The sequence below is a fragment of the Nitrososphaera sp. genome, assembly GCA_039938515.1.
GTDB lineage: Archaea > Thermoproteota > Nitrososphaeria > Nitrososphaerales > Nitrososphaeraceae > Nitrososphaera.
Genome location: JBDUUL010000008.1, coordinates 1 through 20,709, shown reverse-complemented (window position 1 = coordinate 20,709; position 20,709 = coordinate 1). Strand labels below are relative to the sequence as shown.

Here is a 20,709-nt window from a genome sequence, read left to right as displayed (position 1 = left end):
AAGAAAACCTGCGTGAGTTCTAACACCGGCACTGAGGCTCCGCACGCTCAAACGGTTCAGGAGTACGAGCCAATGCTCAAGCGCCTGCAGGGCAAGCTTGGCGGAACTGCCAAAAAGGCGACATCCAGGCTTGAGATCCCAGTTCCCCAGATCATCTGGGTCGGCAAGAATACTATTTTTCGAAACTTTATGGATTTTCCAAAGGCCCTCAGAAGGGATCCGGAAAAGATCCTGCTCTACCTTAACAAGGAACTGGCATCCGCCGGCTACATCGCCGGTGAGAGGGTGATATTCCTTGGCCGCAAAACGCCTTCCTCATTCCAGGCGCTCCTTGATCGCTACATAAAGGAATACGTGCAGTGCCCCGTTTGCGGAAGCCCTGATACCCGCACCGAGAAGAACAAAACGCTCGGCTTTCTTATCTGCGAGGCATGCGGCGCCAAGTCATCAATCAAAGGCAACTACGCCTGAGATTCCCTCGACACTGCGTCCTTGGCATATAGGCCGGTAATCCATACCTGCAATACCGACCTGTCGTCATTCTCGTAGGTGCGCCGAAGAAGTGAATTCATCTCATTGTACTCGGCCACCTTTTTCTTTATGGAGTGATTCCGGCTGGCCAGATGGGCGGTTATGCTGGAGTGACTGAGTATCTCATCGCAGATGTTGCAGCGCAATTGAGAAGAATCCATTGCGCACCCGAGCATGGGCAAGGCTATCAACAACCATACCAGCTGCCGTTCGCATTCTCGTGAGCTTTATTTGATCTTGGTAAGAGTCGTATCCCCGGACCCGGCGGGAGCAAAATCAAGCTCACTTCCAGCTCAGCAGAGCTTGAATAAATTTCGCTCGCGGAATTAAATCCGCGGCCGGCAAACTGCAAGCAAACAGATAGCAATGCACAACCCTACGAATCGTCGCAGTTTCCGCTTACGCGTCCCAAAAGCGGGAAGGGAGGAATAGTTCCATGGCGGGCGGAGCAGCTGCATTTGCAGCCGTTGTGTGTAGCGTACTTTCAATAAGGCTCATGATGGTTCTTGAGGGCGCGCAGATCATGGTCGCCGGGACTGTGGGGCAGCAGTTCAAGACTCAGCGACTCATGGCCATGGCAATGGGCGCTCGCAAGCTGTTTGTCATAAACCTGAGCATTGCATTCTTTTCGAGAATAAGCTATCTCTTGTTCTGGCTGGAAGGGATGCAGACAGAACGTGCCGTTCACACGGCAGCGGTTACCATGCTAAACAGCGTGCTTATCTCAAACAAGGTAAGGCTTGCAGCCAGACAAACAAGGCACGCTGCTAGAAATGTCAGAAAGACGGCGTCTTCACGCGCTGCCACTTGCGGGAATAATATCCGCTCAACGGTGAGGCGCAAAAGCCACAAGTCAAATCGAGTAGGTGCGCTTAGCAGCATTTCCGATGCCCACGCGGCTGCCCGTGGGAATTAGGCCCGATCAGTCGATGTCAGGTAGTATTGCTATAATACCCACAAACATTAAACGTTCTGGGTGCAAACTCTAGGGAGGCCACGTTTCCCATGCAGGATGCTCTCAATTCTTTTTGTTCATATCTCAGGAGGTCGAACTGAGCCATGCGGACCGCGGGTTACGCGGCCATCGCTGCGGCTTTTGTATTCACCTCATTTATAGGACTTGTCTTCCTCTACCCTGGAATCGTAAACAACGTAGCGTCAAAGGTGCTGGGCGCAAAGGACCTGCCGGTCAGCGTGCTCCAGCAGGTCGGACCGGCTCCAAAATCAGTACCTCAGTCTGAACTTGTCCAGGACGCGCTTGCCCAGATAAACCTGGACAGGCACAAGTACGGACTTGGACCCGTAAGGCTCAGCTCGAACGAGGCAGCCCAGGTCCACGCGGAGGATGTATTTTCGACAAAGCAAATCTCTCACTGGATGACTGACGGCGAGAAGCCGTACATGACCTATACAAGGTACAACGGCACAGGCAATGTCCATCAGAACGTCGCAATAACCGGCTTTACTCTGGCCGAGTACTCGCATTGCGTCTCTCTGCAATCAATATGCGAGACAATCGACCCGGTCAACACGATAATTGACCTGGAGTACAAGATGATGTACGACGATGAGTCATGCTGTGCCAACGGCCACAGGGAAAACATCCTCGATCCCCACCACACTGATGTCAGCATTGGCATAGTCTATGACAGGTACTACCTTGTTTTCGTTGAGAACTTTGAGGACAATTACGGGCTGACGACCTCGGTAAATGATGGCACTGTCAACGTCAGGGGCCACCTGACCTCCGGAACCCTGAGTCAGCTCCAGATAACTTTTGACGAACTGCCCACTCCTGCAGTGTACGAGGCGAACAAGAACAAGCTCTCTTACTCTTCCGGCACCACGGTTGCAGTCGTGGCAAGGCCACTTGGGTTTGGCTACTTTTACGAGCAGCCGCATGGCTACAAGATAGTCGAGGCCGACAGATGGGATGTCGACAATGCAACTGGAACCGTGGACATTTCCTTTTCGCTAGCCAAGGCAGTATCCAAGGACGGCGTTTACACCGTGTCAGCAGTGCTAAACGACGGTAAGTCGGCGTTCGACGCAACCTCGTACTCGATTTTCGTAAAAACCGTCAGTTCAGTAGCCGCTGCCCCGACCCAAAAACAGTCAAGCTCATGACAATTAGAGGCCCGCCTGTAGCCTCCGAACGTACCTGACCTCGTCAACCCACCTGCCATCCTTGCGGGTATTGCTTGGTAACTCTTTCTCTAAGCTAAAACCGCATTTCTCAAGCACCCTGATTGAGGCAAGGTTTTCCTTCATTACATATGCATGAACCGAGTGGAGGCGTAGCGCCGAAAAAGCATAGTCTACGACAAGAGCTAAAGATTCACTGGCGATGCCTCTATTCCAATAGCTGGCGCCTACCCAGTAGCCGACTTCGGCTGCCCCATGGCCGCCCTCTGTCGCCTTGGCAAGCGCGACAATTCCTACCAACTGGATATTTGCCGCATTGCAGTACTCTATGCCAAAGTCAAATTCAATCTGTTTTTGGAGCAGGAGGTGGCTAGTTTTTATAAAATCCCTTGCATCCTTTAGCGTGTACGGGTTTGGAATGGCCCGCAGATATTTTGTAACCTTTTCGTCCTGGAGGTAGTTGAACAGGGATGCCGCATCAGTCTCCCTAAGAGTCCGCAGATTGACCAGCCTGCCCGGAATAAACACCGAGGGAGCTCGGGAAGCACTCCTGATGCCTGGCACATGAGCTGTTGACATTGCCGGGATAAAAGCAAACGAAAGACAGCACGGAGAAGGAAGGCATTATCATGCACGCCATCTGCGGCCAATTCGCCCCCGGAGCGTACATATTGTTCGCCTAACCTTATTCGTCCATGCTGAAACTCGCCATAATATGCGAGCATTCATTCCTTGACATGGCGCCTATTTAAGCAAATTGTGTATATTTTCCAGTTAAATCGTTAGCTCATTTACACAAACATAGACTCCATACTCGGGATACCTCTCATCGGGGGGTCAGTTGACTATATAGAACTGGAAGAACTCCGTCAGTTTTGGCTGATTGTTTCGGGGCAACGAGTTGCTCTGGCAACTTGAGGCTCACCGAGCGTTCGACTGATTGGATTGCGTAAAGTCTTGGTAATTGGTGATTGCTCCCCGAGAAAAAAATTTCTCCTACCGCTGTCTTTCAATCTAATTAGCAAGAAGAATTTACTGTGATAACCCACTTATACTATGTCTCATATTATAGAACAATCTCAAATGACAATCCCTGCTAAGAGTGAGAGGATGAAAACAACTAGGCCTTTCTGCCAGACGGCTGGCTGCTTCGAGCAAGCGGAAGTTTATGTCGTTCTCAAGGAGATGGAAGTCGAGGAATACTGCGCCAAAGGCACGTACAGCGAGGTTTGCGCCAAAAGCAATTTTGCGCCGCAAGATAGGTCCTTTGAAAATGAGGAGAAGTCGCTGGCATTTGACGGCTTTAAGCTCATTTTGTATCTCTGCTCCAGGCACGATAACGACCTGCACTACCTCCTCACCGGAAGCGAGCTTCATATCTCAAAGCGGTGCTATCTGGAGGCGGCTGCGGGGTTGAGGCGCGTCCAGCCGTCAAGCAAGTAAAAAGACAGCGCGAACCTTCCTGTTACAAACTCCCCGCCAGATTCGGGTTCATGACTGGCCGCATTTGGCTGGAGTGTGGCCACGACCGGACTTGCCCCATATTTCTCCGCCATGCCCAGCAGCCTTTTCACTTCGCTGCCTTTTAGCCTTGGCAGGCACGAGCTAGCCTTCACCTGAATGAGCCATGTTGCGTTGTCCGCCTCCCTGCACGCAGTAATGTCTGCGGGTCCCCTGCTTCCTTTTGACAGCCTTACGCGCCAGCCAAGCGACTTTAAGTAGAGCGCGGCAACGTATTCTGCCTCTCTTCCAAACTTACTCCAGGAATAGGTGGCTTCCAAGGGTTCATACTCGGGCGCCAACCGACCTTATAGCTGTTTCCGCGCGCAACAGTTTACCACATGAAAAGAATCGAGCGCCAACAGTCTGGCATTTTTTCGCAAGAATTACATACTGCAGCACTCGCTCAGCACTAGGGATCTTTTGATCATGCAAAAGAGTACGGGGATTTCTCGATGGCGAAATTAGAGTACGCGGGCCTCAAAGTAGGCGGCTGGAGCCTGTCGGAGCTTGTCAGGGATCCAAAGAGCGAGGAGTTTTCTTCGTATCTTCGTTCGATAGAGGACAAGGTCGGGCGCTTTGAGTCTGCAAGGCAGAGCTTGAAAAACGGCATTTCTTCCTCTGAGTTTCTTGCCCTGCTAAAGCAGGCCGAGGATATAATTGAAAGCGTCAGCATCGCGTCCGGCTACGCGCATCTCCGGTACTATGCCGACACTTCGTCTAATGAAGCCTCTGCACTTGTAACGCAGATGGAGCAGGTTGCCACCGGCATCGGAAACAGGATGCTGTTCTTTGACCTCTGGTTCAAGAAGGAACTTGACGACCAGAACGCAGCGAGGCTGATCGATTCATCGCCCTTGGTGTATAGGGAATACCTGAGCCACAAGCGAAAGGTTGCTAGGTACTCGCTCAGCGAGCCGGAAGAAAAGGTGATTAACATAATGTCCGTCACCGGCATAGGCGCCCTTGTCAAAATTTACGACAGGCTGACGAGCGGCCTTGAATTTACTATGAGGCTAAAGAAGGGCCGCAAGCTCGTCATCAGGAAATTTGACAGCCGCGAAAAGCTCGTCACCCTGGTTCGAAGCCCTGATGCGAACGAGCGCGCGGCTGCTTACCAGGCACTGTTTGAAGTATACAAAAAGAACAGCGGAATTCTGGGCGACATTTATCGAAACGTCGTAATACAGTGGCGAGACGAAGCTGTCAAGCTTCGCTCTTATGCAAGTCCGATATCTGCGCGCAACATCTCAAACGACCTTGACGACGAAACGGTCAACTCGCTTTTGGCCGCATGCAGCAAGAATGCAGGCGTTTTTCAGGACTACTTTAAAGAAAAAGCGAAGATGCTTGGACTCAAGAAGCTGCGAAGGTACGACCTTTACGCCCCGCTCAACACCAAGACCGGCGCAAAAAAGTTCACCTACGGCAAGGCTGTCCAGTCAGTCCTAGAAACCTTTGAAAGCTTTGAGCCGCGATTTCGCTCAATGGCCGAACGTCTGTTTGACGAAAAGCATGTAGACTCGGCAATAAGAAAGGGCAAGCGCGGCGGCGCATTCTGCCATACGGTCACGCCCAAGATAACGCCCTACGTCCTTTTGAACTTTGACGGGCGCACAAGGGATGTCTCGACTCTGGCGCACGAGTTTGGCCACGCAATACACAGCATGGCAGCTGAAGACAAGCCGGTACTAGTCGCGCACGCACCGCTTCCCCTTGCCGAGACCGCATCGGTGTTTGCCGAGATGCTGCTTAACGAAAAGCTTGCGGAAGACCTCTCGCGGAAGGAACAGAGGCTGCTGCTTGCAGAGCAGATTGACGACATGTACGCGACAATAATGAGGCAGGCATACTTTACCCTCTTTGAGGTCGAGGCTCACAAGGAAATTGGAGAGCACGGCGCTACAACGGACGAGGTTGCGGAACATTACGAGAAAAACCTGCGGGGGCAGTTTGGGGGGTCGGTGGCAATCTCCCCGGAGTTCCGGTGGGAGTGGACGTACATACCTCACTTTTACCACACGCCGTTCTACTGCTACGCGTATTCCTTTGGCAACCTGCTCGTGCTCTCGCTTTACAAGCAGTACAAGCAAGAGGGCAAGTCGTCGTTTGTCCCCAAGTACTTTGAGATCCTTGCGGCCGGTGGCTCAAGGAAACCCGAGGAGCTGCTGCTAGAATCCGGCATCGACATCACAAAGGAGCAGTTCTGGCAGCAGGGCTTTGACTTTGTCAGGGAAATGATAAAGCAACTGAAAGATCTTGGCTCGTAGGCAAGACTCTGTACTTGCCGCGGCGCTTGCCGGCTCGATGGCCGCCGGAGTGCTCCTCCCGAAAGCAGGACTCGTCCTTGCGCCATACCTTCTGGTCTGGCTTGGCGGCCTCCTTTTCTTCAACCTCCTCCGTCTTGAGGCAAAAGACGTCGTTGCAACTTTTTCAAAGCCGCGCCGGCTTGCAGCCACTGCTGTGATAAAGCTCGCCGCTCTCCCGCTGCTAATGTACGCAGTTGCGTACGTACTCTACAGGCCTTTTGCCCTTCCTGTCTTGTTACTGTCAGGGATATCTACAGGGCTCGGGGCCCCTTTTGTCGCAAATATTGTTGGCGCCAGGCTTGCACTGATCGTCGGAATGATTGTCGTGACATCGCTAGCGGCGCCCTTTACGCTTCCTGCGCTGACTTACCTCTTGGCGGGCTCGCAGTTCCAGATACCTATCTTGAACATGATAACCCTGCTAGCTGCGGCGCTTTTCATCCCACTTGCCGCAGGCTGGGCTGCAAAAAAGCATTTGCCGCGGCTCTCAGGTTTTGCGGACAGGAATTCCTTCCCAATGTCCATAGTCTTTGTTGTTCTAATCAATTTTGCAATGTTTGCACAGTTTTCCGCCTACTTTTTTTCGGACCAGATCTTCCTCATCCAGACAATCGCCACTTCATTTCTTTGCTTTGGTGCCTACGCGCTGGCTGGATACCTTGCCGGCTCCATCAGCTCAGGCGATTTGAGGCAGGAAAGACTGTCGGGGCTTATTTCAATGACTCATGTCAATAATGTTCTAGTTTCAGTATTTGCAGGTCAGTTTTTCGGAACTCAGGTCGCAGCTCTTGCAGCGCTATACAATATTCCATACTATGTTGGGATATTGTTGATTAGGCTACTTTGAGGGATGTGTCGGCTGTATCGCATTGGCACCAATTCAAAGAATAAGAGGCTGCAGACAAAGATGGACACTAGCTTGAGCACCAATCATGCAAGACTCTTAGACCGTTATAGGGGGAGTCTGGTCGGGCTTGCAACTGGTGATGCTCTCGGCGCGCCTCTCGAGTTTAGTCCGCCGAATCTCTCCAGCCGGGTTAGGGACATGGCAGGGGGCGGAGTTTTTGAGTTTGAGCCGGGACAGTGGACTGATGATGCCTCCATGGCACTGTGTCTGGCAGACAGCCTCATTTCCAAGCAGGCATTTGATCCAGTAGACCAACTGGAGCGGTATTCGCGCTGGTACAACCACGGCTATCTTAGCTCGAATGGAGCGTGCTTTGACATTGGATTGACCATCAAAGCAGCACTTGACAAGTTCGCAGAAACCCGCGAGCCTTTCTGTGGCCCGTCAGACTACTATAGCGCCGGGAACGGCTCTATTATGCGTCTTGCCCCGGTCCCGCTATTTTTCGCAGCAAATCCTGAAATGGCAGTCTATTTCTCGGGGCAAAGCTCGAGGACGACCCATCAGGCCATAGTGGCGGTTGATGCATGCAGATATCTGGGGACGCTGATAGTCGGGGCTATCAGGGGAGCAGACAAGGAAGAACTTCTCTCAGAGACTTTCAGTCCAACAAGGAATTACTGGTCATCACAACCTCTTACCAAGGAGGTTTTGAAAGTCGCCAACGGGAGCTTTAAGACAAAAGCTCCGCCGCAAATTCGGGGTAGCGGCTATGCAGCCCAGTCGCTTGAAGCAGCATTGTGGAGCTTTTACAACAACGACACCTTTGAGGAGGGGCTAATTGAAGCGGTCAATCTGCGGGACGATGCAGATACTACAGGCGCAGTATACGGTCAATTGGCAGGCGCCTACTATGGACTCGCCGAAATCCCCGCGAGGTGGACCTCCAAACTTGCAAAGTTTCAGATAATTATCAATTTTGCCGACCGGCTCTTTGAACTGGCTTTTGACAAGTAGTTACACTCCGGTCTCTCCACTTGGCCGAAACCCGGAGCTACCGTGGCTGCTTTTTTATTATACTAGTCTGCAAGCCATATTGAGCAGCCAAAATATCAACCTCTGGCACTATTTCGAATAGAAGGGCCGGCCTTGCAACGTTCTCACTGATTGCGGCCAGAACGATTTACGGCGTAAACTGGTTTAACATAGCCGCAATATTTCCGCTGATTGCCCTGCAGCTCAACCAGGATATTTTTCTGCTCGGTGCGGTATCCACCGCATTTTTCATAGGAGTCGGGTCGTTTCAAATCCCTGCAGGAATATTTGCCCTGAAGTTTGGTCCAAGAACCTCTGCCATCACCGGAATAGCTGTGTCTTCTACCGCCGCGCTGTTTTGCGGACTGGCATCGGAACCCTTCCAGCTGGTCCTGCTGCGCTTTATCGTCGGCGCCGGCATGGCGTTTTTCTTCAGTTCTAGCATTACGCTAATCGCGGATTATGGCAGGGCGAAATCAACCGGGCTTTCGATTGGAGGGCTAAATGCGGCTCACTCTGCAGGAGGCATAATCGGAATATTCGGTTGGATTCTTGTTGCATCGGCCACCGGTTGGAGACAAAGCATCCTGTTGAGCGGCGCGATAGGAATCCTGAGTGCATTGTTCATGGTTGTCGCGCTGCCGCGGGATCTGCACTTAAGTGACAACAAACGTGGTTCAGAATCAATGCTAGTTGGTGAAAAGAGCATCGCTGGTTCCGACGACAAGAGCAGGCATCCGCCCGCAGCGCCGGGCCTGCTCCGTAACACCCTGCAAATACTCTCAGACGCAGGCCTTGCGCGGATCGGTATATTTCTCATTGGAATACAGGGCGCATGGGCCCTGGTACTGACCTATCTCGTTGTATATCTTCAAAGCCTTTCCGTGCCGGCTCAGACGGCCGGAATCATCGCCAGCCTGCCACTAATCTCTGCAATAATCTCTGCTCCGCTTCTCGGCAGGCTTTATGACAATACAAGAAAAGCAGCGCGCATTATGGTAATTTGCGGAATCGGGATAAGCCTCACACTCGTATTCGCAGCCTCAGGCTCTATTCCCATTATAACTGCCGCTGTAATTCTTACCGGGGTTTTTTCAGGGGGCGGGTTTACCGTCGCGTATGCCAAAGCAAGATCACTCCAGATAACAACTTTTGGGAGAGCGGGAGACGGCATTTTGAGCCGGGACAGCCACGATTTCAGATATGGAGCTCTAAAGGTTGCGTGGATTAATGGAATATCGCTTGTTGGAGTCGTGTGGATGCCCCTATTGTTTTCTTACCTTGCAAAACAGTTTGGCTACCAGTGGGCGTGGCCCCTGTCTGCTGCGATGGTGATTCCATTCGTGGCAATACTATTGACAGCGAGACGCAACTAGGGCGTCGGCATGCCGTGCATGGGATCAAAGGTTTATCGAAACTTAGGTTAGGGAGCGAAACTTCTGGCTAATCGACAAACCAAAGCCTCGAGTCTCATAGGAGCAGATAAGATTACGTCAAAAATCAACACGTGACTCCCCTGTTAATCCCTGTGAAAAAATGTTACCCCTCTGCGCCCTCCGTGCGCATTAGACCATAAGATGCATGTGAACTGGAGTGACATCATGACCATGTCAAAGACCTGATACCCTGCCTGAACAAGCTCGACTAGCTCCAGCGAACTTTCCGTTGACGCCGCCCTTTATCGAAAATGTCAGGAACTGCTCAAAGCCAGTTGTGAATTTTTCAGTATGTACCAGAAATTCAGACGATAATGACTGACACATTTGCCTATACTGGACCGCTTCCCGGCCAAAAGCTCGAGAACTTCAGCTAATTTTCGGAACTCCTCCCAGACCGTGGAATTGGCGACCAGCCAATCACTATCGCGCATTTGCTCCGGCGTACCTGTGCCGAACCCGTTGTGTATGTACGCACAGTGACAGGCGGGCGAATAATATCCTGCCGGGATAATCCTTGCAGCAAAGGATCAAGCGTGGCCACTTGTCTTAGAATCATTCAGTTTATTCCAGAGTACTACTTTGGCAGGGTAGAAACCTTGCCAGGAAAGTGTTGATCCATTGCATGTGTTTGGCGTGATAGCATCCGTAATTCTGGCTGCGGGTCTGGCGGGAGGGGCTGCGTGGTTTGCAAGCAACAATCCTGAGGCAAGGCAGTTTATCGACAAGGCGTCAAACACCGTGCACATCCAGTTTCCGATAGGGAGCATAGGCCAGAGCTCATCGCACCAGCAGAATGCATCACAGGCACCACACCAAACGAATGCGACTGCCACCACGCCCGTCAACAAGCCAATAATTCAAATGCCAAACCCTGCGGCGCCTTCGATCAAGATTGTCGATTATCAGATTTTCAGCCACTATGCCTCCTTTGTGACAGTCAGCAATTCCGGGACAGAGCCGGTAGTTCTGCACACGGTAACTCTTGGCCAGTTCAATTCAACCGCAGGAGAGCTGGTCCTGAAGCCCGGACAGCAACAGAAAATCGCACTCTCGGCCTTGCCCGGGACCGTGGGCTCGTCATATGTACTCAAGGTTACGGCGTCCGGAACCAGCAGCGGCAAAACGACAAGTGTGTCTGAAATAGTCAGCCTTTTAGAACCGGTTTCTCGCCTAGGGATCGTTAACCCGTCGCTAACCTTGGCCCATGCGCAGTACCCGCACCTGTCGCTTACCGTGGTAAATAACGGGATGGATACAATCACTTTATCAAACGTAAGTCTCGTTCGCCCGATACCTTCAAGCCTTTGGCAGTCCGGCGGAAACCCGGTTACCATCGGGCCAAACGGCTCTGCTTCGCTGAGCTTCCAGCTTGACTCGTATGATTACCTCAACGCGACAAAGCGCGTCAGTTCGGACGGTACCGCGATAACCTACATATTCCCTGCGTCAGGCACGCTTGAGCCTGTCCAGGTCGGGGGCAGATCCTCTAGCGGCCACGACGTCACAGCATCAGTCCGCGTTCCGTTTGTGAATGGCTACCAGCAGGTGGTCAACGTTGCAAATACAGTGATTGACATCCAGAAAGCCACAATCAACGTGCACGTGTTTAGCGGTGGCGGCACGACGGCGACACTGACGTTCAAGAACAACAGCACCCATGCGGTGGTTATCAAGTCCATAACGATTGGCGGAATGAACACGCCGCCATCAGGCTGGAGCATGCCACAGAACTTTGTAATAAACATCAGCGCGACTTATACAGTCACCATCACAAACCCGCCGGGAATATCTGCGCCAGACATTGGCTCGTGGAAGATGGTCACTGCAACTGGCGAGGTCTTTACTGGCAGCGCCCTGGATAATGGCAGCGCAGGGGGCAACTTTGTCTCTGCTAGCACGCTTGCCCCGGTCACAAGCGACTAGTCCCTTCTGATGACTTGCAGACTAGAGGTTACTGTGGAGCGCTTGCATACACGGAATAGGTAAGTGCGGGGAAAACGTCCCGCCCGCCTTCTGAGGTCAGAAATGCCGTGAGCGTGTACATTCCCGGGCCATCCTTTGAAACTGCCCCGGACATGTCAAATCGCACATCAAAAACCGCGCCCGTGTCCTGCCAGCGCCCTGCTTCAAGCGCAAAGTGGTCCGGCATGGACTGGTAGTGATAGCCAGGCGGAGCCGGCTTTTGCACCGTGGCCAGGAGTTCGCCGCTGCCGTAGGAGTGTTCATTAAAGTTTTCCTGGTATGCGGCATGAGATGGAGCCTTGTCAAAAGTGATTGTAATTCCCGCAATTTGGTAGCCGGACCTGATATAACTGCCCGAGATCTCGATCGACTTGTTGTCCCCGGAGGAAATCGCTCGGTCAAGAGCAAGGTATCTGTTTTCAAAGTTCTGCACCATCACCACAGAGTTATTGCTGTACGCTATCCCTATGCTGACTCCTGTATGGTGGGCGTCAAGAATGTTCATCCGGTGACCATTGCTGCAGCAAGCCAAGTCGTCATTTACCATCCCGTCTTGCTCGACCTCGATCGCCTGCTTGATGTCGCTTGCAGTAAAGAAGTGGCCGGAAAGTACGCCGTCTGATATTGCACTGTGGTTTGCCTGCTGCGCATAACAGCAAATGGCAGCATTCTGGGATACGTAGCCAGTCCCGCCGTATCTTGAATAAGACATGTATGGCTTTTCGCCGTCTGTCATCCAGTGAGAAAGGTGGCCCGTGGCGACAATGTCGTCTGCCTGAGATTGGGCCGCGTAATTATCTGTAAGCGTGACTGGCGGCAGCCCTGCAGTGGCCCTGTCTGAGTTAATCAATTCAAGCGCATACTGTCTGAGTCCCTCTTCCGATGGCAAAAGCGACACCTTCACCGGCTTCAAGGCGCCGTCCAGACTCTCCAGTTCGGGCGCAAGCGAACTTGTCACGGTTTGTGAAGAGTTGTGCACAAAAGGCTCAGAGACTGGCTTTTCCGTAATACCGGAGACTGTCTTTATGGAAGTTGAAAAGTACGAGGACAAAGACGGGACTGCGCTGTTAAGCAAGTATCCCGCGGCGCCGAGGATTGCAAGGGCTGCAAGAACCGAAGTTGTCGCTACCCAAACTCCTCTCCTGGCGCTCATTGGCCTTGTACATCCGGCGATTCTTTTCGGCGTCGATAATAACCCGAGTACGAAGTTGCTTCCTACACTTCCGCCTTGAGATCGTTTTTTCTAGTGTAATTTTCTGTGAGGTAGGCTTTTCTACACCCTGGCAGTAAATGACACCATTGGCCTTCAAGTGCAAAAAGTGCGGCAGTGAATTTGCCGACGAGGCTCACCTCGAGAGGCACAGGGCAGTTCACGGCAACAAGCCCAAGATAAGCGAGTCCGGCTCGATGGACTTTGACAAGGTAGGCTTTTAGCTTCGAAACCTCTTTAGCAGTCCTGAGAGAAATTCACTATGCTTGAAGGACAAACCCAGGACTGGCCGCAAGACAAAGAGCAAGGCCACAATGTACGTGCTTGTCGCAATAGTAGCCGCTGTGCTTGTTGGTTCTTTTGCGCTTGCAGCCTCAAAGATTCCGGCTAGCAATCCGGCTCTGTCGAGCAGTTCCAGTCAGTCGAGCAACAACACTGGCACCAGGAATCTGTCCCTTGCAAGCCTAATTGCCTCCGGTTCCGCGTACAAGGGGGGGACTAATGCTCCGGTTACGCTGGTAGAATTTGGCGACTTTCAGTGCGAGTTTTGCGACAGGTACGCGGCCGCCACCGAGCCCCAGATAGACCAACAGTACGTCACGGCAGGCAAGGTCGCGGTGGTATTCAAGCACTTTGCCTGGTATGGCCCCGACTCTGTAAGCGCAGCCCAGGCGTCCCAGTGCGCTAACGAGCAGGGCAAGTTCTGGCAGTTCCACGACATTCTTTACAAGAACCAGAAGGCGATAAACTCGGGCTGGGCGGGCGTTGGCAATCTAAAGTCATTCGCGCAGCAGATCCCTGATCTCAACAGTGCGCAGTTCGATACCTGCCTTGACAGCGGCAAGTACCTGTCACAGGTGAACAGCGATATCGCGCTTGCCAAGTCGCTTGGGTTTCAGGGGACTCCCGGGTTTGTTGTGGAAAAAAGCGACGGCAGCTCACCTGTCCCGATAGCCGGCGCATATCCTATTGTCACCTTCCAGCAAGCAATTGATAAAGAGCTTGTGAGCTGAGAGATTATGGGTATGATAGCCTCTGCAATGAGGATGGCCTTTTCAAAGCCGGTCTACATTGTCATCGCCGCGGCAGTCGCTGTCACGTTCTGGATGGTCTTCAACACTTTTGACCAGCTCCTGTTCTTTTCGCCTGTCCTTGCATTCTACGTTCCCACCGGCGCCGTGCTGGGCTTTGTCGTCTCTACGGTCACCGCGGTATTCCTTGGCCTTGTAGCCGGCATGAATGCGTTCGCGCTGTCTAGCATGCGCGCAGGGAGAAAGGTCGGCGCCGGCTCCCTCCTGTCAGGGAGTTCGCTTGCAACTCTTTCAAGCGCATGCGTTGGCTGCTCGTCGGTTGGGCCCGCACTTGTTTCTGCGCTTGGGGGGACCGGCCTTGCCGCGACTACGATACTCTCGGTCTACCAGATACCGCTCCGCTTGGTCTCGCTGGCAATCCTCGTCTGGGCGTTCTACTCGACCAGCAGAAAAATCACGGGCGCCTGCGCCCTCGGTCCCTAGCTTCCGGACTCATCCAGGATGGCCTTGGCCTGCTTGTAGTGCACCGCGTCAACCATTCTGCCCTCAAGCCTCACTGCCCCCCGCCCAGTGCCCTTTTCGTTTGCCTCTGCCAGCGCCTTTACCACCTTGCGCGCCCACTCGACCTCGTTCCGGCCGGGCTTGAAGATAGAGTGCACGGGCTCTATCTGGCTTGGGTGAACCAGGCTCTTTCCCGAATAGCCCAGCCTCCTTGCAATCTCGGCGTCCTTTTTCAGACCATCAATGTCATCAACCTTCTGCCATATCGCGTCAATGGCTGCCACGCCGGCGGCTCTCGCGTCAACCGGAACCTTTGCCCTTGCATACTTGTAGCCTGACGGGTCGTGCTCGTCATAGTCAAGCTTCATGTCGTAGAGATAATCAAAAACTCCAAAGACGAGTGCCTGTATTCGCTTGTCGGAGCGGGCAATTTCATATGCATTTACGACCCCGCTTGCCGTCTCTATCGACGGAATTATGGAAATCAGGCTCTCTCCGGCTTGCTCGCCTTCCTCGATGCCATGCGACTGCTCAAAAGAGGCGATGGTCTGTGTCACCTCGACAAGCTCCTCCGCGGTGTTGACCTTGGGCACCACTATCCCGTCGATTCCTTCCTTGAGCACGGCATTGAGGTCGGATGCTATCAGCCCGGAATCCGGTGCGTTCACCCTGACATAAACTGGCCTCGCATACTCTTTCCTGTGCGACGCTATGGCCTCTGAAATTATGGCCCGCGCGTTTTCCTTTTCGTTGGCCGGGACTGAGTCTTCCAGATCAAAGCAGATTACATCTGCAGCAAGCGTCTTGGCTTTTTCCACGAATCTAGCGCTGACTCCGGGAACAAAGATCAGGCTTCGGAACATAGATTGATGGTGGGAAAAGTGGCAAGAAAATAAAAACTAAACAAAAAAGTGAGTTAGAGCTTTTGAGGGCTCGTCAGAATTTTGCCGAATTGCTTTGCCTCTGCCATCATGACGTGGCCCTCGACCATGTCGCTGAACGGCAGCTTGGAGTCAACTACGACCTTTATCTTGCCCTTGCCTACCCAGTGTATCACGTCTTCCAGCTCTGCCTTGGTGCCCTGCGTAGAGCCAAGCAGGTTGGTGCCCTTGAAGAACAGGTACCTGAGGTCTATAGTCGAGTCGTAGCCGGTGGTCGCGCCTGTTGCAACAAGCGTGCCTCCCATCTTGAGCAGGCCTACTTCCTGCGGGAATACCGACTTGCCAATGTGCTCAAAGACGACGTCGACACCCTGCTTCTTTGTTATCTCGCGCACCTTCTTGTACCAGTCAGCCTCGCGGTGGTTGACTGCAAAGTCTGCGCCAAGCTCAATGCACTTGTCCATCTTGTCTTGTTTCCCTGCGGTGGCGATAACCGTGCAGTTGTAAAGCTTGGCGATTTGGATGCCGACCATGCCGACACCGGAGCCGCCGCCCATGATAAGCACAGTCTGACCCGGCTTTATCTTGGCCCTGCCGACGAGCATGTGCCATGAGGTCATTCCCACCATGGAGACCGCGGCCGCATCGTCAAATGAAACCGCGTCTGGAAGCTTGACAACGTTTACTTCTGGCAGGTGCGTATACTGCGCAAAGCCTCCCCAGAGCGGGCCTGTCTGGAACCCCCAGATCTGCCTGTCGTTGCAGTCATATTCCCTGCCGGAGGTGCACATATCGCAGACGCGGCAGCTCATGTTCGAGTGGGAGACGACCCTGTCGCCTACCTTGAGCTTGGTCACGTCCTCGCCTGCTTCAACTATGGTGCCTGCCACGTCGCTCCCCGAGATGTGCGGGAGCGGCGTCTTGACCGGCTCGCCCCATATCGCCCAGAGGTCGTTATAGTTGTAAGAGGCTGACTCGACTTTTATCATAACTTCGTTAGGTTTCAGTTTCGGCATGTCAATATCTTCTATTTTGACAACTTTTTTTGGATCTTGATTATATTCTCTAAATACCGCGGCCTTCATTGCAACAAACAGGACATGACTGTGACCTTAAATATTTAACTCATGAGGCGACCGGCGTATACACGCCTATCAGTAACCGGACTGATTAAATGCTAGAATTTAGCCTCTGAAGGCTACCGTCTGTTTACCCTGAAATCCCGCTTTGGCTGCTGTAGCTGGATGAGAATCTGCTTCAGCTCCTCGTCGGTCAACATCCTGTTAAGCCTGCCGGATGAAGCGGCATTTATCAAGTAGTTCTCCACGGCCGCGGCAAGGTCTGGCTTGACCAGTTTTATGTTCATCAGCCGCTGTCGGGCCTGCGGATCTAGCAGTACATTGAGCACGCGTGCTCGCATCGCTGCGGCCTCTGCCTCTCTTCTCCGCGCTTCCTCGTCGTTTGGCTGCGCTTGAGAATATGGAGAGGACATGCTCAAAAAGGCTCAGGCGTACCGCTGGAGCTGCGGTACGGTCTTGATCATTTCCTTGTGAATTTCGGTAGCCAGTCTGTCCATCTTCTTCATGCCTTCGCTTGAGATAAGCCGTCCCTTGCCTTGCACTTTCACGATATACCCTGCAGCCTCGAGCTGCTGCATGGCCTTGCGGATGATTGCGCCGCCAGCATCTCGGTGGTGCGACAGGTTGTAGCCGACCTGCTTGACTCCGCCATATGCAACCTTAAGGTCCGAAACACCGACAGGGCCGTGAAGGTAAACCTTTCGTAGAATAGAAGCGCAACGCACATACCACCAGTCTTTATTCTGGGGAATTTTTTCGGCATGAGCGCCCGTCTTGACAAATGCTGACCATGCAGGAGGTTCTATCCTCTTTTCCTTTCTCAACTGCTCGGCCAGTTTTTCAATGAGCTCGTCAGCCGGAACGTCGTAAACCTTGGCCATTTAGTATTTTCGGTGAATCGGTGATCCCTTATAAATCCTTATTCTGCCATCCCCGATCTGCAGTTCTGCCGACGATCTTTATATTGCAATCAAGCGCTGACTCCGGCGTGAGTTCGATAGCAACGCAATATTATCAGAGAAAGTTTGGCGATGACAAAAACGCAGCGTTCATTCACCTGGTACGCGAAATTGGCGAGATTGCGTTTGGCCTGGAAAAGAACAATACGGATTTGGCAAAGATGGAGATCACCGAGTCTGCGGCGCTTCTCTACTTTCTTGCGTCCAAGTACGGATTTGACCTTGAAGCAAACATGGCGGCGGTTTATTCGAAGAAACTCGAAAACCTAAAGTCTACCTAGGCCTTGCCAGGATTTCCGCGGAGCGCCGAGTCGTCAACTTGACCCTTGCTTTTCTCCACCCATTGCTCATACATGCGCATCAGCTGGTCAACGTCGCCGGCTGCCTCAGAGTAAGTGATAATGACCCCAAACGTCCCCTTGCCGTCATGCCCGCGCGCATAATACCCCCAGAAAGTATCCGGCAACTTTTGAAAGTTTGATTTTGCTCTGGAAAGCTCTGCTAGGTTCTTTGAAATTGCATCTACAACGCGAATAGCGTCGACTGGCTCTATCACTGCCTGAAAAATGCGCCAGCCACAATAAAAACAGCAGTACAAGCTCTACTGCACGCGTTCTACCAGCTCAAATATCCTGGTCATTTCAGGGGGCTCGCCGCCTGCATCGCGGATGTAGAGCGACGACGCGCAGTTGGCAAACAGGATTCTCTCCCTTGGCTCGAGCCCGGCAAGATAACCTACCATGTCTGCCGCATCCCAGACGTCTCCTGCTCCAGTCAGCATCCTTGCGTCAACCTTTATCGAGTGCACAAACTCTACCTCCCTTCCGTTGGACCATGCCGCGCCGGCCTTTGTGTGCAGGTCGACGCTCAAACCAACCTTCTGGGCCAGGCTTTTTGCTGCATCCGCAACCTCTTGGGGGTTGAATGTCTCGCCCAAAGTTCTCTCTAGGCTGCACGCCTTGGACAGCAGCCTGCACTCGTTTTCGTTTATGCTAAGGCAATCGACTTTGCCCGCCAGGTTGGCCGTAAGGGCGCGCAGAAATTCGTCCTTGCGAGTTTCAATATCTGCCGGGTCAAGCATGTGAAATGCACTTGGCGAGCTGGAAAATGCAAACTCGGCAAGCTCTGTACCTTTCAGGTTGCTTGCCCAGTTTACAACCATAACGCCGTCTGCATTCTTGAGAATTGCCCTGTCCTGGTCCGCACTGATGCGGTCCGGCCCGAAGTCCGAGTTGTCCAAAATGTCGCTTACCATCACGTTGACCCGCGTCCCCTGGTGGGGAAACTCGAAGGACGTTGTATAGCCGTGCCTGCCCGGCGAGATGCGAAGGACAGCTCTGTCTCCAAACTTTTGAAATGACCGCCTGATAAGTTCCGCCCCGATGTCGCTTGCCACGGTAAAGAGTGTAACCTTGAATCCGAGCCTGGCAAGGGCATAAGCGACATTGACGGCGTTTCCGCCCTTCACATCCGAAGTCGGAACGCCCCTGACGCTTCCACCTCCGCTCTTTGCCTTTTCGTTTAGCGCCTCAAAGAGCATTTCCTTTGACTCAAGCCGTACAATCCTGTCAACAAAAAAGTCCGGCATCACCGCAATCGAGCCGACTATTTTTAGCTGCTTTATCTTTGAAACAATGCTCATGTGCTAGCCAGCAACTGCGCCTGCATTACGGCAGAACCGAGTTGTATTTGGGTATTTTGAAATTGCAAGAATAAACAAAAAGAAAGGAAAACGGCGGACTTTTAGTCCATGTCGCCCATTCCGCCCATGCCACCCATACCTCCCATTCCTCCGCCACCGGGTGGACCTGCGGGCATCTTGGACTTGTTTGCTGCAATCACGTCGTCAATCCTCAGAAGCATCGAGGTGACTTCTGTGGCCGACTTTATAATCTGCTGCTTGACGCTGACTGGCTCGAGAACTTCCTGCTTTAGCATGTCGGTAACCACCGTGTTTCTGCAGTCAATCCCGACCCACTTGCTGCCCTTGCTCTGCCTTGCGCGAAGTTCAGTCATTGTGTCAATCGGGTCCATGCCTGCGTTCTCTGCAAGATTCAGCGGGATGGAGTCAAGCGCGTCGGCGAACTTTTGAACCGCCAGCTGTGCGCGCCCTTCCTGGGTACTTGCCCACTGTCTCAGCTCATTTGCAAGATATGCCTCGGGTGCTCCGCCTCCTGCGACGATCGCTGGCTTTTCAAGAACATCCTTCATTACCATCAGTGCATCGTGGAGCGACCTGTCAGCCTCGTCGACTACCCTTTGAGAGCCTCCTCGCACAAGTATCGATACTGCCTTTGGATTCTTGCAGCCCTCGACAAACACCCACTTGTCAGTCTCTACCTTTCTCTCCTCGACCAGGTCAGCACTGCCAAGGTCCTTTGCTGTCAGGTCGTCAAGGTTGTTGACTATTCTGGCGCCAGTGGCTTTTGACATCTTGGTCATGTCGCTTTCCTTCACTCTTCTGACTGCAAGTATGTTTGCCTTGGCAAGGTAGTGCTGGGCAATGTCGTCGATTCCCTTCTGACAGAGAACGACGTTAGCTCCTGCAGATTTTACCTTCTCTACCATCGATTTGAGCATCTTGTTTTCTTCTTCGAGGAACATCTGCATCTGCTGCGGGTCTGAGATGCGGATCTCGGCACTCATCTCGGTCTTTTCAATTTCAAGTGCAGAGTTTATGAGGGCTATCGACGCCTTCTCGATGCGCTTTGGCATTCCGGCGTGGACGACTTCCTTGTCAAGCACTATGCCCTTGATAAGCTTGGTATCGCGGATGGAGCCGCCTGCCTTCTTTTCCACCTTGATGTTGTCAAGATCGACCTTGAGCCCCTCACCATCGCCCTTGTCTGCGATCTGCTTTGTGGCGTCAACCACTATTTGCGCCAGAACCGGGCTGTCGTCAGAGACCAGCTTGGAGTCCATACTGGTCCTTGCTATCTTGAGGAGAGTCTGCTTGTCGCTCGGCTCGACCTTGATCGCAATTTTTTCAAGAAGCTTGAGGGTCTGCTCAGCCGCGGCGTTGTAGCCGTCAACTATTACGGATGGATGAACATCCTTGCTAAGAAGCTCCTCGGCCCTTTCCAAAAGCGCGCCAGCAAATACTACGGACGAAGTTGTCCCGTCTCCAACCTCGTTGTCGACTGACTTGGCAACCTCGACCATCATCTTTGCCGCCGGGTGCTGCACGTCTATCTCCTTGAGTATCGTCGCTCCGTCGTTTGTTATTGTCACGTCGCCCAGAGTATCCACAAGCATCTTGTCCATTCCTCTTGGTCCAAGG

24 protein-coding genes are annotated in these 20,709 nt (G+C 52.7%); 13 read left to right on the top strand and 11 right to left on the bottom strand.

Annotated features, from left to right (window positions below):
* The first annotated feature begins 12 nt into the window (after positions 1 to 12).
* A complete protein-coding gene (locus tag ABI361_04165; protein MEO9319847.1) occupies positions 13 to 471 on the top strand; it encodes a translation initiation factor IF-2 subunit beta in 459 nt (152 codons plus the stop codon).
* Here the strand turns inward: ABI361_04165 and ABI361_04160 are convergent.
* Positions 462 to 692, bottom strand: a complete 231-nt coding sequence (locus ABI361_04160; GenBank protein MEO9319846.1) for a hypothetical protein — start codon at positions 690 to 692, stop codon at positions 462 to 464. The two genes, ABI361_04165 and ABI361_04160, sit on opposite strands and share 10 nt — an antisense overlap.
* A gap of 275 nt (positions 693 to 967) precedes the next feature.
* Here ABI361_04160 and ABI361_04155 point away from each other — a divergent pair, with 275 nt between their 5' ends.
* Together ABI361_04155 and ABI361_04150 are read left to right on the top strand one after the other, a co-directional pair.
* Positions 968 to 1,447, top strand: a complete 480-nt coding sequence (locus ABI361_04155; protein ID MEO9319845.1) for a hypothetical protein — start codon at positions 968 to 970, stop codon at positions 1,445 to 1,447.
* Between the two features lie 143 nt (positions 1,448 to 1,590).
* Positions 1,591 to 2,658, top strand: coding sequence for a CAP domain-containing protein (locus ABI361_04150; GenBank protein ID MEO9319844.1), 1,068 nt, complete (start codon positions 1,591 to 1,593; stop codon positions 2,656 to 2,658).
* 3 nt (positions 2,659 to 2,661) lie between these two features.
* Here the strand turns inward: ABI361_04150 and ABI361_04145 are convergent, their stop codons facing one another.
* Positions 2,662 to 3,240, bottom strand: coding sequence for a GNAT family protein (locus ABI361_04145; GenBank protein MEO9319843.1), 579 nt, complete (start codon positions 3,238 to 3,240; stop codon positions 2,662 to 2,664).
* 546 nt (positions 3,241 to 3,786) lie between these two features.
* Between ABI361_04145 and ABI361_04140 the strand changes: the two genes are divergently transcribed.
* Complete coding sequence (locus ABI361_04140) at positions 3,787 to 4,119, top strand: hypothetical protein (protein MEO9319842.1); 333 nt, start codon at positions 3,787 to 3,789, stop codon at positions 4,117 to 4,119.
* Here the strand turns inward: ABI361_04140 and ABI361_04135 are convergent.
* On the bottom strand, positions 4,068 to 4,457 hold the full coding sequence (locus ABI361_04135; GenBank protein MEO9319841.1) for a restriction endonuclease: 390 nt from the start codon (positions 4,455 to 4,457) through the stop codon (positions 4,068 to 4,070). The two genes, ABI361_04140 and ABI361_04135, sit on opposite strands and share 52 nt — an antisense overlap.
* 174 nt (positions 4,458 to 4,631) lie before the next feature.
* Here ABI361_04135 and ABI361_04130 point away from each other — a divergent pair, with 174 nt between their 5' ends.
* The 5 genes from ABI361_04130 to ABI361_04110 all read left to right on the top strand — a co-directional run bounded on the left by ABI361_04130 (position 4,632) and on the right by ABI361_04110 (position 11,729).
* Positions 4,632 to 6,446, top strand: coding sequence for a M3 family oligoendopeptidase (locus tag ABI361_04130; protein ID MEO9319840.1), 1,815 nt, complete (start codon positions 4,632 to 4,634; stop codon positions 6,444 to 6,446).
* Entirely contained in the window at positions 6,436 to 7,332 is an 897-nt protein-coding gene (locus ABI361_04125) for an arsenic resistance protein (GenBank protein MEO9319839.1), read from the top strand. Before ABI361_04130 ends, ABI361_04125 begins: the two co-directional genes overlap by 11 nt.
* Before the next feature lie 60 nt (positions 7,333 to 7,392).
* Positions 7,393 to 8,349, top strand: a complete 957-nt coding sequence (locus ABI361_04120; GenBank protein MEO9319838.1) for an ADP-ribosylglycohydrolase family protein — start codon at positions 7,393 to 7,395, stop codon at positions 8,347 to 8,349.
* A 92-nt stretch (positions 8,350 to 8,441) separates the two neighbouring features.
* Entirely contained in the window at positions 8,442 to 9,743 is a 1,302-nt protein-coding gene (locus ABI361_04115) for an MFS transporter (protein MEO9319837.1), read from the top strand.
* A gap of 687 nt (positions 9,744 to 10,430) precedes the next feature.
* Positions 10,431 to 11,729, top strand: coding sequence for a hypothetical protein (locus ABI361_04110; GenBank protein ID MEO9319836.1), 1,299 nt, complete (start codon positions 10,431 to 10,433; stop codon positions 11,727 to 11,729).
* A gap of 28 nt (positions 11,730 to 11,757) precedes the next feature.
* On the opposite strand, the gene ABI361_04105 is transcribed toward ABI361_04110, so the two are convergent.
* Positions 11,758 to 12,921: a CAP domain-containing protein gene (locus ABI361_04105; GenBank protein MEO9319835.1), complete on the bottom strand. Its 1,164-nt coding sequence runs from the start codon at positions 12,919 to 12,921 to the stop codon at positions 11,758 to 11,760.
* Between the two features lie 146 nt (positions 12,922 to 13,067).
* Here ABI361_04105 and ABI361_04100 point away from each other — a divergent pair, with 146 nt between their 5' ends.
* The 3 genes from ABI361_04100 to ABI361_04090 are packed head-to-tail and all read left to right on the top strand — an operon-like array spanning position 13,068 to position 14,492.
* A complete protein-coding gene (locus tag ABI361_04100) occupies positions 13,068 to 13,202 on the top strand; it encodes a C2H2-type zinc finger protein (protein ID MEO9319834.1) in 135 nt (44 codons plus the stop codon).
* Between the two features lie 42 nt (positions 13,203 to 13,244).
* Positions 13,245 to 13,991 (top strand): DsbA family protein, encoded by a 747-nt coding sequence (locus tag ABI361_04095; GenBank protein ID MEO9319833.1) that lies wholly within the window; start codon positions 13,245 to 13,247, stop codon positions 13,989 to 13,991.
* 12 nt (positions 13,992 to 14,003) lie between these two features.
* On the top strand, positions 14,004 to 14,492 hold the full coding sequence (locus ABI361_04090; protein ID MEO9319832.1) for a hypothetical protein: 489 nt from the start codon (positions 14,004 to 14,006) through the stop codon (positions 14,490 to 14,492).
* Here the strand turns inward: ABI361_04090 and ABI361_04085 are convergent.
* The 4 genes from ABI361_04085 to ABI361_04070 form a co-directional block, all read right to left on the bottom strand.
* Entirely contained in the window at positions 14,489 to 15,373 is an 885-nt protein-coding gene (locus tag ABI361_04085) for a CoA ester lyase (GenBank protein MEO9319831.1), read from the bottom strand. The two genes, ABI361_04090 and ABI361_04085, sit on opposite strands and share 4 nt — an antisense overlap.
* Before the next feature lie 53 nt (positions 15,374 to 15,426).
* The gene (locus ABI361_04080) at positions 15,427 to 16,476 is read right to left on the bottom strand and encodes a zinc-binding dehydrogenase (protein ID MEO9319830.1); all 1,050 of its coding nucleotides are present in this window, start codon (positions 16,474 to 16,476) and stop codon (positions 15,427 to 15,429) included.
* Between the two features lie 113 nt (positions 16,477 to 16,589).
* The gene (locus ABI361_04075) at positions 16,590 to 16,883 is read right to left on the bottom strand and encodes a DNA-binding protein (protein MEO9319829.1); all 294 of its coding nucleotides are present in this window, start codon (positions 16,881 to 16,883) and stop codon (positions 16,590 to 16,592) included.
* A gap of 12 nt (positions 16,884 to 16,895) precedes the next feature.
* Positions 16,896 to 17,351 carry a 30S ribosomal protein S19e gene (locus ABI361_04070; GenBank protein ID MEO9319828.1) on the bottom strand — a complete coding sequence of 152 codons (456 nt, stop codon included), beginning with the start codon at positions 17,349 to 17,351 and terminating at the stop codon, positions 16,896 to 16,898.
* Positions 17,352 to 17,458: 107 nt separating this feature from the next.
* On the opposite strand from ABI361_04070, the gene ABI361_04065 reads away from it, so the two are divergent.
* The gene (locus ABI361_04065) at positions 17,459 to 17,710 is read left to right on the top strand and encodes a hypothetical protein (protein MEO9319827.1); all 252 of its coding nucleotides are present in this window, start codon (positions 17,459 to 17,461) and stop codon (positions 17,708 to 17,710) included.
* Here ABI361_04065 and ABI361_04060 read toward each other — a convergent pair.
* From ABI361_04060 to thsB, 3 genes are all read right to left on the bottom strand, one after another.
* On the bottom strand, positions 17,707 to 17,985 hold the full coding sequence (locus tag ABI361_04060; GenBank protein MEO9319826.1) for a hypothetical protein: 279 nt from the start codon (positions 17,983 to 17,985) through the stop codon (positions 17,707 to 17,709). The two genes, ABI361_04065 and ABI361_04060, sit on opposite strands and share 4 nt — an antisense overlap.
* Before the next feature lie 45 nt (positions 17,986 to 18,030).
* On the bottom strand, positions 18,031 to 19,071 hold the full coding sequence (locus tag ABI361_04055) for a carbohydrate kinase family protein (GenBank protein ID MEO9319825.1): 1,041 nt from the start codon (positions 19,069 to 19,071) through the stop codon (positions 18,031 to 18,033).
* A gap of 101 nt (positions 19,072 to 19,172) precedes the next feature.
* A partial coding sequence (gene thsB, locus ABI361_04050; GenBank protein MEO9319824.1) for a thermosome subunit beta occupies positions 19,173 to 20,709 on the bottom strand: 1,537 nt, incomplete at its 5' end.